This is a genomic window from Streptomyces sp. NPDC002588, assembly GCF_040295925.1.
Classification (GTDB): Bacteria; Actinomycetota; Actinomycetes; order Streptomycetales; family Streptomycetaceae; genus Streptomyces.
On record NZ_JBEOWF010000065.1, the window covers coordinates 21,729 to 35,180 of the forward strand.

The 13,452-nt window shown below is 72.7% G+C and carries 8 protein-coding genes and 1 pseudogene; 4 read left to right on the top strand and 5 right to left on the bottom strand.

The features are described 5' to 3' along the window. Window positions 1-16: 16 nt before the first annotated feature. A pseudogene (locus ABT057_RS45090) lies at window positions 17-1,089 on the bottom strand (glycoside hydrolase family 5 protein). A 369-nt stretch (window positions 1,090-1,458) separates the two neighbouring features. Between ABT057_RS45090 and ABT057_RS45095 the strand changes: the two are divergent. The 4 genes from ABT057_RS45095 to ABT057_RS45110 all read left to right on the top strand — a co-directional run bounded on the left by ABT057_RS45095 (window position 1,459) and on the right by ABT057_RS45110 (window position 6,167). Continuing rightward, window positions 1,459-1,878 carry a VOC family protein gene (locus tag ABT057_RS45095; RefSeq protein ID WP_352350446.1) on the top strand — a complete coding sequence of 140 codons (420 nt, stop codon included), beginning with the start codon at window positions 1,459-1,461 and terminating at the stop codon, window positions 1,876-1,878. Between the two features lie 180 nt (window positions 1,879-2,058). Continuing rightward, on the top strand, window positions 2,059-4,263 hold the full coding sequence (locus ABT057_RS45100) for an MMPL family transporter (protein ID WP_352350448.1): 2,205 nt from the start codon (window positions 2,059-2,061) through the stop codon (window positions 4,261-4,263). A gap of 66 nt (window positions 4,264-4,329) precedes the next feature. Next, on the top strand, window positions 4,330-5,523 hold the full coding sequence (locus ABT057_RS45105) for a sensor histidine kinase (protein ID WP_352350450.1): 1,194 nt from the start codon (window positions 4,330-4,332) through the stop codon (window positions 5,521-5,523). Further along, window positions 5,520-6,167 carry a response regulator gene (locus tag ABT057_RS45110; protein WP_352350452.1) on the top strand — a complete coding sequence of 216 codons (648 nt, stop codon included), beginning with the start codon at window positions 5,520-5,522 and terminating at the stop codon, window positions 6,165-6,167. Before ABT057_RS45105 ends, ABT057_RS45110 begins: the two co-directional genes overlap by 4 nt. Window positions 6,168-6,195: 28 nt before the next feature. On the opposite strand, the gene ABT057_RS45115 is transcribed toward ABT057_RS45110, so the two are convergent. The 4 genes from ABT057_RS45115 to ABT057_RS45130 form a co-directional block, all read right to left on the bottom strand. Next, the gene (locus ABT057_RS45115) at window positions 6,196-6,762 is read right to left on the bottom strand and encodes a snapalysin family zinc-dependent metalloprotease (protein ID WP_352350492.1); all 567 of its coding nucleotides are present in this window, start codon (window positions 6,760-6,762) and stop codon (window positions 6,196-6,198) included. Between the two features lie 117 nt (window positions 6,763-6,879). Then, window positions 6,880-7,917 carry a rod shape-determining protein gene (locus ABT057_RS45120; protein ID WP_352350454.1) on the bottom strand — a complete coding sequence of 346 codons (1,038 nt, stop codon included), beginning with the start codon at window positions 7,915-7,917 and terminating at the stop codon, window positions 6,880-6,882. Between the two features lie 212 nt (window positions 7,918-8,129). Continuing rightward, window positions 8,130-12,434 carry an SAV_2336 N-terminal domain-related protein gene (locus ABT057_RS45125; RefSeq protein WP_352350456.1) on the bottom strand — a complete coding sequence of 1,435 codons (4,305 nt, stop codon included), beginning with the start codon at window positions 12,432-12,434 and terminating at the stop codon, window positions 8,130-8,132. Further along, the gene (locus ABT057_RS45130; RefSeq protein ID WP_352350458.1) at window positions 12,424-13,449 is read right to left on the bottom strand and encodes an AAA family ATPase; all 1,026 of its coding nucleotides are present in this window, start codon (window positions 13,447-13,449) and stop codon (window positions 12,424-12,426) included. The genes ABT057_RS45125 and ABT057_RS45130 overlap by 11 nt, the downstream gene beginning before the upstream one ends. Between the last annotated feature and the right edge of the window lie 3 nt (window positions 13,450-13,452).

The window sequence follows — 13,452 nt, forward strand, 5'->3', positions numbered from 1 at the left end:
CGAGTTCGACGGGGTGTCAGTTCCCGACCGGCTTGCCGCGTCCCCACGCCCAGGCCAGGCGGTCCGCGCCGGACTGGTTGGTGGTGGTCAGCCAGGGGCGGTCGGCGGGGCCGACGAGCTTCTGGATGGAGTACGTGTCGTCGGTGCGCAGGCCCGGCCAGTACACGGAGCCCATCTTCAGTTCGCGGAAGGTGTCGGTGACGGCCTGGACGTAGTTGATGAAGTTGTTGTCCGGGGTCTTCACGTCGTAGTTCAGGCCGTCCGTCATCGGTGCGCCGAACTCGTCCGCCACGGTCCGGTTCGCGCAGTCCCCGATGCGGACCTTCAGGTCGGCCACCCACTCGTCGTAGGTGGCGTACGACTTCCAGAAGCCGTAGTGTGGAGGGAGAGGTACGTGCCCTTCAGGCGGGGGTCGGCGCAGACCGAGGTGACGTGGTCGTTGTAGCCGGCGCCGCTGACGAAGACCCGGTTTCGCGGCACCGACCTGTAGGTGTTCAGCCACTTCGCGGCGATGTCGGCCCACTCGGTGTCCGTGTAGCCGTGCGGCTCGTTCATCGGCTCGAAGTAGACGCGCTCGTCGTTCTTGTAGGCCTTCACCACGGTGTTCCACATCGGCCAGTACGTGGCCTCGTCGTCGATGAAGCCGTCCTTGCGGTCTCCCGTGCCCTCCCAGTAGGACACGATGACCTTGAAGCCCTGGTCGGACGCCGCGTCGATGACCCCCCGGTACGACTTCCAGTACGCGCCGTTCACCGTGTACGGGTTGATCGGCAGCCGCACCGTGTTGGCGCCGAGGTTGGCGCGGAAGGCCGCGACGACGCGGGTCGCCTTCGCGTAGGTCTGCCGGTAGGTGTCGGTCGTCGACAGACCCGACAGCTGCAGGAGGTCGTCGGCGAAGTTGTCGCGCGGATCGGCCCAGTTGACGCCCTTGAACTGGGTCGTGTCCATGGCCGGGCGGGCGGCGGCGGAGGCGGGGGTGCCGGCGAGGGTGCTGCCGGCGACCGCGGCGACGGCGACCGCGACGAGGGCGGCACGCAGGTGGGGGGACCTCGAGGAGGAGAGGGAGGCTCTGGCGGGGGTCTTGCGCATCGACTTGCCCTTTCGGCTCTGATGTTTGCGTAAACATCGGAGGCTCGCAGTGGCTGATGTTTGCGTAAACATGGCGGCGCCGGAATCGTGGCACCCGCCCCGTTGATCGTCAAGGTTTCGCGCACGTAACGTTTGCGCGCGGAGTGACGTATGAGGTCGGCGATCTCCTTCCGATCATGAGATGAATTGAGGTGGCCCCCGCCTCGCACGGCTGGGACGGTGGGCCCATGAGCGATCCGAGCGCGATGCCACTCCCGGGAAAGGTGCGCTCTCCATGACGCCGAACGGCCCCTCGACCGACGCGATCGTCCGGGAAGGCACCCGCTTCCGAAGAGGCCGGCTCGTCGGACGCGCCGCGGCGGTCGCCGCATGATCCGGCCATTGCACGGCGCACTGCACCACGTCGAGCTGTGGGTGCCGGACCTCGACCGCGCGCTCGCCTCGCTCGGCTGGCTGCTGGAGGCGCTGGGTTACGACCTCTCCCAGAGCTGGGACCGCGGACGCAGTTGGCGGCTCGGGCCGACCTACCTGGTCATCGAGCAGTCCCCGGCCCTCACCGCCGAAGACCACGACCGCTGCCGCCCGGGGCTGAACCACCTGGCCTTCCACGTCCAGGACGCCACCACGGTCGAGAAGCTGGTGTCCGAGGGCGCCCTGCGTGGCTGGCACCTGATGTTCCCCGAGCGCCATCCCCACGCCGGCGGCAGACAGCACTACGCCGCCTACCTGGAGAACGACGACGGCTTCGAAGTCGAACTCGTCGCGATCAACTCACCTGAACGCGACTGAGACCAGCACGGGCCGGCTCGCGCGACCGCGCGCGGCGCTGCCAGGAACCCGAGCGCCACGGGACGGTCCTCCACGTCCTCGGCCTCCACCGAGCCGGACCGGGGTCCACCAGTCGGTGGACCTCAGGTTCAACCGGTCGCTGCTGTCGGCGCCACACCTCCCGCGAAGAGCATGGACGCCATGAAGAATCTTCCCGTGAACATGGCTCGTTGGAGCGCCGCCCACCCGTGGCGGGGCATCGTCGGCTGGTTCGTGTTCGTCGTCCTGTGCCTCGGTGCCGGAATCTCCGTCGGCACCCACGCGGCGACCACCGAGGACTTCCGCATCGGAGAGGCGGGACGCGGCGAGGCGATCGCCGCGGAGGGCGGGTTACAACAGCGCCCCGTCGAACACGTCCTGATCACCGCGAGGCCGGGCACCGGAAAGCTCGACGTCGCCGCGGCCGACTCGGCCGCCGCCGACGTCGCCGCCCGGATGGGCGGACTCCCCGAGGTGCTCTCCGTCGCCGCCCCGGTCCGCAGCACGGACGACACCGCGGTGCGGGTCACCGTCACCATGAAGGGCCCGGAACTGGAGGGCAAGAAGCACGTCGACCCGCTGATCGAGCAGACCGCGGCCGTCCAGCAGGCCAACCCCGGGCTGCGCGTCGAGGAGACCGGATCGCCGTCCATCAGCAAAGGCGTAGAAAAGCTGCGCGGAGACGACCTCTCCCGCACCGAGGTGATCGCCCTCCCGGTCACCCTCATCACCCTGCTGCTGGTCTTCAGCTCGGTGGCGATGGCCCTCGTGCCGCTGCTGCTCGCCCTGTCCTCGATCGTCGCGGCCGTCGGCCTGTCGATGGTGGCCTCGCACGTCTTCCCCGACGCGGGCGTCGGCACCAACGTCATCCTGCTCATCGGCCTCGCCGTCGGCGTCGACTACACCCTCTTCTACCTCAAGCGCGAACGTGAGGAGCGGGCCCGCGCCGGCGGCAGACTGAGTCCGCAGGCCGTCGTCGAACTCGCCGCCGCCACCTCGGGCCGGGCCGTCGTCCTCTCCGGTCTCGCCGTCGCCGTCTCCAGCGCCACCCTCTACCTCGCCGACGACGTCATCTTCTCGTCCATCGCCACCGGCGCGATCGTCGTCACCCTCGTCGCCGTCGTCAGCTCCCTGACCGTGCTGCCCGCCCTCCTCGCCGCACTGGGCATGCGCGCCGAGCGCCGTGCCGAGCGCCGGACGGCCCGCGGGCTCGCGCCGAAGAAGTGGAAGACGCACAGGACCGGCCCCGGCCGGCTGACCGCCGCCGTGCTGCGCCCCGTCGCCAGGCACCCTGTCGCCACGCTCACCGTCACCGTCGTCGGGCTGCTCGCCCTCGCCGCCCCGGTCCTCGGCCTCAAGCTCACCGACATGGGCCGCGAGACGCACTCCCGCTCCATCGTCGCCATGCAGGTCTACGACCGGCTTAACGCGGCCTACCCCGAGCTGAAGTCCATGCACCAGGTCGTCGTCCGCGCCGACGCCGACCGTTCGCCCGAGGTCACCGCCGCCCTGCGCGAACTCGCCGCCGACGTCGAGGACGACCCGCGTCTGAGCGGCACCTCCCGGCTGACCACGTCGCCCGACAAGCGGATCAGCATGCTCCAACTGCAGGTCCCGCACTACGTCAGCAGCGACGAGGCCCAGTCCTCGCTCAAGGACATCCGCGACACGTACGTCCCGGAGACCGTCGGCCGGGTGAAGGGCGCCGAGACCGCCGTGACCGGTGACGTCGCCCGCTACACCGACTACCCGACCCACCAGGAACAGAAGCTGCCCCTCATCATCGGGGCACTCCTCCTGGTCACCTTCGCCATGACCGTCCACGCGTTCCGCTCCGTGGTCCTCGGCCTGGTCGGCATCGTCCTCAACCTCCTCTCCGCCGCCGCCTCGCTCGGCATCCTCGTCATGGTCTTCCAGCACACCTGGGCCGAAGGCCTGGTCGACTTCGACTCCACCGGGTCGATCGGCTCCCGTGTCCCGCTGTTCCTCTTCGTGATCCTGTTCGGCCTGTCGATGGACTACCAGGTCTTCGTGATCAGCCGGATCCGGGAAGCCGCCCTGCGCGGAGTCCCGACCCGCAGGGCCGTGATCGAGGGCATCGGCAGCTCGGCGGGCGTGGTGACCAGCGCCGCCGTGGTCATGGTCACGGTCTTCGCCAGCTTCGCGGCCCTGCACCTGATCGAGATGAAGCAGATCGGCTTCAGCCTCGCGGTCGCCGTCCTCCTGGACGCCTTCGTCATCCGCATGCTGGTCCTGCCGTCCCTGATGCTCCTGCTCGGCGAGGCCAACTGGTGGCCCTCCCGCGGAGTGAGCCGTGCCCGCCGCGGCACCGGACAGACCCCCCGCCCCCTGGAGTCGGTAGGCTGACCGGCTCGGCCCTCGCCCCCTCAACTCCCTTACGAATCAACCCTCTTACGAACGAGGTGAAGCACCGTGACCCAGCGGCGGCAGCAGCCGGACGACCGGCTCACCCCGGACCGTGTCCGCCTCTGGAACTCAGCGGTCTGGATCCTGTTCGGCCTGCTGCCCCCGGCCGTCGCCGTGCTCGACGCGTCGCCGGCCCGGAGGTACTGGCTGTTCGGCCTGCTCGCCCTGATCGCGCTCTGCCACACCGTCGTTCTCACCCGGCCGGACAACGCCGTCCTGCCGCCCCGCACCTATCTCGCCGTCCTCGCCCTCGTCCTGGGCGCGACGTCCTACCTCCTGGACGGCGGGGCCGCCTTCTACGTGGTGTCCCTGCCGCAGTTCTGGCTCTTCACCCGCGCCCCGCGGGACGCGATCACGCTCAGCGGGGCTGCCGCGGCCCTCACCGTGTTCGGCGGCACACTGGACCAGGGCTGGAGCCCTCAATTCCTCACGGGGAACACGGTGTTCACCGTCGTCGCCTATGCCGCAGGGGCGGGGCTGGGGCTGTGGGTGCACCGCTTCGTCGGCCAGAGCAACGAGCGGCAGGAACAACTGACCACCGAACTGGCCGTCGCCCAGGCGGAGCTGGCGGCCGCGTATCAGCAGCAGGGCGCGGCCGAAGAGCGCGAACGGCTCGCCCGGGAGATCCACGACACCCTCGCCCAGGGCTTCGCCTCCATCGTGGTGCTCGCGGAGGCCGCCCGCGCCGCCACCGTCACCGACCCCGCACGCTGCGCCGAGCAGCTCACCTCCATCGAGCAGACCGCCCGCGAGAACCTGGCCGAGGCCCGGGTGCTCGTCGGCTCCGCCCCCGAGAGCGGCGTCGCACCCGGCTCGCTGGCCACCACCCTGCGCAGAACCCTGGACCGCTTCGTCCAGGACACCGGCCTCACCGTCACCGCAGAACTGCCCGACATCGACCTGGACCAGCGCACCCGCGTCGCCCTCCTGCGCTGCACCCAGGAGTCCCTCGCCAACGTGCGCAAACACTCGGGCGCCTCCACCGTCGGCGTCGTCCTCACCGAACTCCCGGGCGGTGTCGAACTGGAGATCACCGACGACGGCCGCGGCTTCGTCGTCGAGGAGTCCCGTGGGTTCGGCCTCGACGGCATGCGCCGGCGGCTGGCCGAACTCGACGGCGGACTCGCCGTCACCAGCTCCCTCGGGGACGGCACCCGTGTCCTCGCCAGCCTTCCCACACACAGTCAGGACCGACCATGACCGACACCGCGTACGACCGGATCCGCGTGGTCGTGGTCGACGACCACGCCGTGATGCGCGCCGGAGTCGTCGCCCTGCTGACCGGCGAGCCCACGATGGAGATCGTCGGCGAGGCGAGCGACGGCCGCGAGGGCGTCGACCTCGTCGAGCGGCTCGCCCCCGATGTGGCCCTCCTCGACCTGCGCATGCCTGTGCTCGACGGCGTGGCCGCCACCGCCGAGATCGTCGCCCTGCCGGTGGCCACCCGGGTGCTGATCCTCACCACGTACGACACGGACGTCGAGATCGAACGAGCCGTGGAGGCCGGCGCCGTCGGCTATCTCCTCAAGGACACCACCCGCGAGCAGCTCGCCGACGCCATCCGCTCGGCGGCGCGCGGTGAGACGGTCCTCGCGCCCAAGGTCGCGGAGCGTCTGGTGGCCCGGATGCGCCGCCCGGCGCCGGTCGTGCTCACCGCCCGCGAGCGGGACGTGCTGCACGCGGTCGCCGACGGCCTGTCCAACGCCGAGATCGGCCGCCGCCTGGTCATCGGCGAGGCCACGGTGAAGACGCATCTTCTGCGGGTCTTCGCGAAACTCGACGTCAGCGACCGCACGCGCGCCGTCGTCGTCGCCCTGGAACGCGGACTCCTCACGCGCTCCTGAGACCCGGGGCGGCGCACCTGGGGCTGTCCTAGCTCGCTGACGATGCCAGCCACCCCGGCACCGGATCGCCGACATCGTGGGTGGCGAAGAAGTCCGCGACCGCGGCAGTCTCCTCCGCGTCGGGCTGATCGTTGACGCAGTCGGTCCCCGCCCACGCCCCGGACATCACCTTGGAGCACGGGCTGCCCGGCCCGAGATCGGGGAGCGACAGAATGTGCCCGAGTTCGTGAACGGCAATTCGGGAAGGCCGGTAAAGCGTGGCGTCTCCGGTCTCCAGATATACCCAGCCTCTGCCTAATCCATTGAGGAAGACGTGCGACTGGGTGCCATTCGCAGTCGTGTATTCCTTGACCCGCAAAGCCGCCGGAGTGTCCTGTTCGACGAACTTGATCCCGGGAACTGCGGTGTTCCAGATTTCCATGGCGTCGCGCACCGGTTCTGCGTAGGAACCGGCCAGAATCAGGTCGATCGGAATGACCTCGGGCTCGGACTCCGCAGCGCTCGCCGGGCAGCCCGCGCCCACCACGGCGGCGCCGGCGCAGACTGCGGCCGATATCAGGTTCAGTACTCGACGGGACAATGCAGGGACCTCCATCACCGATCGGAACGGTAAATCGAGGGAAACCTACTTGCCGGGTACTGGTCCTGACCACCATGACAGACCGCGCCACTCGTGGAAAAGTGCTCATAAAGGCCGGTCCTGAAAAGGAACTCAGGTGGCCAGCGGGTCCAGCGTCAGCGGCTCGATCCTGCCCTCCAGCATCGCTCCCAGCCCCTGCGCCGCGCAGATGTCGGGCCGCTCGGCGATGTGCACCGGCATACCGGTGGCCTGGCGCAGCATGTGGTCGAAGCCCGGCAGCAGGGCCGAGCCGCCCACCATCATGATCCCGCGGTCGGCGAGGTCGGCCACCAGGTCCGGCGGGCACTCCCGCAGCACCCGCCCGATGCCGTCCAGCACGGCCGTCAGCGGGGTCTCGATCGCGTCCCGCACGGCCGCCGTGTCGACCTGTACGGACCGGGCCAGGCCGGTGGCCACGTCCCTGCCGTGGATCTCCGTGGACGCCGGGCCGTGCGGGGTGAGCCCGTTTCCGGACAGGGCGAGCTGCAGCGGCCGTACGGACTGGCTCGGCAGCATCAACTCGTGTTCATGACGCAGGTGTTGCACGATCGCGTGGTCCACCGCCTCGCCGCCCACCGGGATCCGCTCGGCGGTCACGATGGAGCCGAGGGAGAGGACCGCGACCTGCGTCGCGGCCGCTCCGCACACCATGACCATGGTGGCTTCCGGCTGCTCCACGGGCAGCCCGCAGCCGACCGCGGCGGCGATGAGGGTGTCGACGAGCTCCACACGGCGGGCGCCGAGGCCGACCAGCGTCTCGACGGTGGCGCGGCGGGCCAGCGGGTCCGCGTCGTGCGGGGTGCAGGCCGCCGCCCGCAGGAACGGCTTGCGGCGCAGCTGGCGGCGCATCTTGTCGCCGAGCAGGTGCCGCAGCATGCGCTGGGCCATCTCGATGTCGACGACCGTGCCGCCGGACACCGGGCGCATCACCCGGATGTAGTGGGGAGTGCGGCCCGTCATCTTCTCGGCGAACTCGCCGACCGCGATCAGCGCCCCGGTGCGGGTGTTCACCGCCGCGACGGACGGCTGGTCGACGACGAGCCCGGACCCCCGCACAAACACCCGGGTCCGCGCGGCGCCCAGGTCGACGGCGAAGTGGCAGCGGCGCAACTGGTCCAGACTGGCGGTCATGGCAGGTCCTCCCGAGAGCACAGACCGTGGGCGCCGCCGGACCGGCGGGCCTCTCGTGCGGGTGGGCCGCCGGGTGGTCGGCCTCCTTCGCATCCTGCGGGGGCCGGACGGGGGGCCGCCTCTCCAAGGGGGCCGGGCGGGGCGCGACCGAATGGGGGTTTCGCCCTGAACATTTCTCAATGGCGCTCGGACGGCCCTCTGCTGAGGGTGCCTCAGAGCGAGGCCGCCGCCTCCAGCACGGGGGCCAGCGAGGACACCGTGACCTCGCAGCCCGCCTCCCGCAGCTCCTGCTCGACCGTGGGATTGCGGGCGAGGCCGACGAACCGCAGACCCACCTGCTGGGCGGCGGTCAGCTCGGCGAGCGTGGAGCCGACCAGCACACCGGTGCGGGCGGGTGTGCCCTGCGGGCGCAGGGCGCGCAGCAGACTGTCGGGGTGCGGCATCAGCCGGCCGAGATCGTCGCTGCGGCCGTGCACACCGGCGAGCAGCGGCAGCCGGTGGGACTCCAGATGCCGGTGCACGGCCTGCTCGCACACGTCCGTGGCGATCCCGACCCGGCGCCCGGTCTCGTGCAGGGTGCGGACCAGGGTGACGGAGTGATGGGTGGTGGGCGCGTCCGGTACGGCCCGCAGTTCCAGCTCGTCGAGCCGGTCCCGCAGCAGCGGCCCCAGCCGGTCGTGCGCGAAGGCCCGCAGCACGTCCAGCGGGTGCGCGAACAGCTCGCGCGCCACGCCCGCGTCCCCCGCCGCCCGGCCGGCCGGACCGTCCTCCGGGTCGCGGTGCTCGGCGGCCGCGGAGAGCAGGTCGAGGGCGGCGGCGCGGGCGGTGGTACCCGTGAACAGCCGGGTCAGCGGCCCGTCGAAGCCGAACAGCACGGTCTCGGCCTCCCCGAGCAGCTCCGCCAGCGGGCGCCCGGCCGGTTCCGGTCTGCGCACCTCGGGCGGCGGGGCGTAGTCCGGCGCCAACGTCACCTCGCACGTCACCGTGAGCCCCGGTACCGGCCAGCCGCCCACCTGGGTGTTGACGGCCCGCTGGGCGCCCGCGGGCCGGCGCACCGAGTGATGGCGGGTGACCGCGGGCGCCACCGTCCGGAAGTGGGCCAGCAGCCGCGGCCCGACCTCCGCGACCTCCGCCCGCACGAAGGCCACCGGGTCGGTGACCCGCCAGGACAGCTCGACGGCGGCCGTGAAGTCGCCCTTGCCGGAACTGGGCAGGGAGACCTGGTGGACGGCGTGCCGCGGGGTGAGGTCGACCTCGTAGGACGTCACCGGGCGGGGCGGTGCGCCGCCGTACGGGTCGGCCGGGTTGAGGAGGGTGAGCGGGCCCTCGGGGCGGGTGTGCACGACCGCGGTGCGGCCGGGAGTGGGGATGCCGAGCCGGGCGAGGTCACGGGTGACCAGGGGGCCCTTCACCAGGTCCCGGTCGCCGGGGCCGGGGTGGTACCAGGCGGTGGGCGCGCCCGAGTCGCCGTAGAGGGGGTGGAGACGGTGCGGGCCGGAGGCGGCGGAGCTGGCCGTGAAACGGTCGTAGAGATCCGTGGAGACGGCGATCAGCATGCGGGCGTCGCTCCTCATGGTCCGGCGGGCCGGGATCCCGAACGCGACGAACAGGCGCGGTGGTTCGGGGGGCGTGGCCCAGTGCTCGGGCAGCCAGCGCAGGGCGGCCACGAGAACGGGGAGCAGGTCGGTGCCGGCCCGCACCCGGACGGAGTAGCCGTTCGGACGGACATGGACCTCGTACTGCTGGGGCGTGAGGGCCCCCATGGAGAGAACCTGGTGAACCGCGAACTCGAGGGTGATCCGGCTCTCGGGATGTGCGGCGAGGTCGGCGTCGGTCTCGAAGCGCAGGGCGGGCGGCTCGGACTCTTCGAGGGCGGCCCGCAGTTCCTCGCGGAGGCCGCGCAGCCGGGCGCGGGCCGCCTCGGCGGCGGGGCCGGGGACGCCGTCGAGGGGGTCGCCGCGGAAGAGGGTGAGCGTTTCCTGCAGCAGGGCGTGACGTTGCTGGGGGTTCCGGGCGGGGTCGTGGTGGGCGAGGACCTCCTCGCAGGCGACGGAGTCGACATAGGCACCGGGCGCGTACAGGGCGTACCCGTCGGCCAGGGCGGCGACGGTGCCCGGGCCCAGGTGGTCGCGGAGCTCCAGGGCCAGGGCGTGCACACGGCTGTGGGCGGTGATCCGGGGCTCGGGCGGCTGTTCCCACAGACCAGCGGCCAGGTCGTCGTAGGACCTGCGGCCCCGCCCGAGCACGAGCATGCACAGCAGGGCCTGGGCCTCGGGGGAGGGGGTCGGCAGGGGCTCGGCCGCACGGGCCAGCAGCAGCGGGCCGAGCAGCCGCAGCCGCAACGGATCGGCGTCCCGGGCCGCCGCGAGTTCGGCCGGTGCGTCGGACGGCACGACACCCTGCCCGATCCGGGAGACGAGGGTGCGGAACCTCGGCGGGACGGGCAGGGCCCGCGCCAGTTCCTGGAGCAGTCCGGTGAACTCGAGCGAGTCCGATGCCGGGTCCTTGCCCCGGGACTCCTCACCCAGGGCGAACCTGCTGATCAGCACGGAGCCGTCCGGACGCAGCAGCAGGCCGTTCCTGCCCCGCTGTCCGCGCACCAGACCCCGCTGGTGCAGCGCCGCCAGCCCCGCCCGGCCGTCGCACAGCAACCGGGCGAAGACCGGGAAGGACACCCCCGGCCCGCTGCCCTCCTCCAGCTCGGTCAGCGTGACGCCCTCGACGAACTCAGCCACCAGGTAAGGGGTTTCGCCCTCGACGCCGTAGTCCCGCACCCGAGCCACATGCGGATCGTCGATTCCGGCCAGTACTTCGGCCTCCCGCAGGAACCGTTCCTGCGGGGCGGGTTGCTCCGGATACAGATGGACGACGACCTGCTCACCGGTGCGGTCGTCCACCGCGTGCCACATCCGCCGCCCCGGCCCGCGCCGCCCGAGCAGCCGGTACCGCCCCCCGATCAGCTCCTGGGAGGCCACCTCCCCGCCCAGCCGCCGTACCGTGTCCTCGCTCACCGTCGCGAAAGCCGGTCCGCCGTCCGGGTGTTCGCCGCCATCGGCGTGCGCGCGGAACCCGCCCGCCGTCAGCCCCGCCCGCTCGTCGATCAACCCGCCGACCCGTTCCAGGAGTTCACGGGCGCGGCCCCGGGCCGTGCGGGGCAGGGTGCGCAGCAGCAGTTCACGGACGCCCGGGCGGAACTCGTAGGAGCCGGGCGGGCCGGGGACGGCGGTCAGCATGCCGCTGAGGATCACCTCGGCGAGGTGCTGCGGGCGCGGATCGCGGTCCACGGCCCGCTGGACCAGCCGCATCACCGGGACCGAGGGGACGGCCAGGGCGAGATGGCCGGCCAGCCGGAAGGCCTGCGGGGACGCGGTGGCGCGGAAGCGCAGTACGAGGTCCTGGGCGGGGAGGGCGGCGGCGGGGGCGGCCTCCCCGGCGGGGAGCGGGGCCGGGCGCAGCCAGGCCGCCGAGCCCGGGGCGCGGGCGCCGCCCGGGGAGGCCACCAGCGCCGACCAGTTGGCCAGCCACGGCCCGCCCGGTTCCAGGACGGGCAGCGGCAGGGCCGGGCCCGGCGGGGCCGCGGCCGCCTCGGGGTCGTACGGCGTGAAGCCGAGGGCGGTCAGCGGGGCCGCCGCGGCCGGGACGGTCAGCAGACCCGGCTCGGCCGGCAGCGCCGTCGTCGGCCACAGCCGTTCCGGCAGCGGCTGTACGACGGCCAGCGGCATCCGCGTCGCCCAGTGCCGCAGGGTGCGGTACCAGCGTTGGCCCGCGGGGCCGGGGCGCCACTGCGGGCCCATGCAGTCGCTGACGACGAGGGTGACGGTACGGCCGTCCCCCGGGTCGGGGACGTGCCGGGCCGTGCCGTCCTGGCCCGCCGGGTGCAGGGTGACCGTGCGGAAGACGCCCGACTGGGCCAGCACGGTGTGCAGTTCGCGGACGAGCGGCCGCCAGACGGGCATCGTCGGGCCGGTGTCGTGGACCAGGCTGAGGCGCAGCCAGCGGTCGCGGGCGGGGCGCAGCACGGGCAGCCAGACGTCCGGGTGGGCGCCGAGCCGTGCGATGCGGTCGGCGGTCGCCCGTTCGTCCAGCAGCCGGGCGCGGGCCGCCGGGACCGTGCGCTTCAGCGGGCGCAGGGCGCGCTGGAGCGCGAGGGGGTGGGGGAGCATCGCGGGCGCGGGGGCGAGCAGCGGGGTGCCGGCGGCGGTGACGGCAGTGGGCCCGGGCGGCGCCTGGGCGGGGAGGCGGAGGGGGACGCGGTCGGCGGGAGCGTGTTCGCCCGGCGGGGGCGGGGGCGGCTCATGAACCGTCGTACCGTCCGCGCTCTCCGCCCCGGGGGCGACCGCGGGAGCGGACTCGGCGGCCGCCGTTCCCTCGTCCTCGCCGTCATGCAACTTGCCGGCCAGCCACAGCAGTTCGGCAAGCTCGCGCGGGGTGGGCGCGGTGTCCGCGGCAGCCGTCAGGAGCGTGGTCAGCCGCTGCAGGGCGGAGGTCTCGCCGCTCCCGGTCTCCTCAGAACCCATCGCCGTCCGCCGTCGCGCTGAGGTACGGCATCAGCTGTTCCGCCAGCGCGTCGCGGGAGTCGGCGTCCAGTCCGGCGACCCCGGTGAGGTAGAGGGCGTTCAGGAGCTGGTCGGTGGCGAGTTCGCCGTCGGCCGCGCGGGCCAGGAAGCGGTTGATGAGGTGCTCCGCCTCGCCGGGCGGGGTGTCGAGATGGGCGCGGACGATCTCGGTGAGCTGCTCGCGGCCGGGCCGGCGCAGTTTCAGCCGGACACAGCGCCGCAGGAAGGCGGGCGGGAACTCGCGCTCGCCGTTGCTGGTGAGCACGACGAACGGGAAGGCGCGGCAGCGGACCCGGCCGCGCGTGACGGTGACCGGGGTGTCGGTGCCGTCGGCGAGGACCTCGGCGGTGGCGCCCTCGGCGGAGTGGCGGGCGGAGCGCATCAGCTCGGGGATCTCGTACTGGCCTTCCTCCAGGACGTTCAGCAGGTCGTTGGGCAGATCGAGGTCGCTCTTGTCGATCTCGTCGACCAGGAGGGCGCGGGGCCGGCCGTAGGGCAGCAGGGCGGTGCCGAGGGGGCCGAGGCGCAGATGGTCCTCGACGCCGGACGGCAGCTCGTGCCCCGGCCGCCGTGCCGCCTGGCGGGCCGCGTAGAGCCGGGACAGCGGGTCGTACTGGTAGAGGCCGTCGGCCAGGGAGGAGCGGCTGGTGATGTTCCAGCGCAGCACCGGGCCGAGGCCCAGCTCACGGGCGACCGCGTAGGCCAGGGAGGACTTGCCGGTGCCGGGCGGGCCGGTGACGAGCAGCGGGCGGCGCAGCACTAGCGCCGCGTTCACGAGCTGCACGCTCTCCGCGGTGGCGACGTAGGTGCGGGCGCGGTGGACGCGGTCGGGGGAGACGGCCGCCTCGTCGTCGGCGTCCCCGGGCGCGGGCAGCACGGGCTCGCCGTCGAACGCCCGCCAGGGCGGGGGCGCGGGCAGCCGGTCGATACCGTCGTGCGGTTCGCTGTTGCCGGTGTAGACGGACCAGTGGGGCATGGT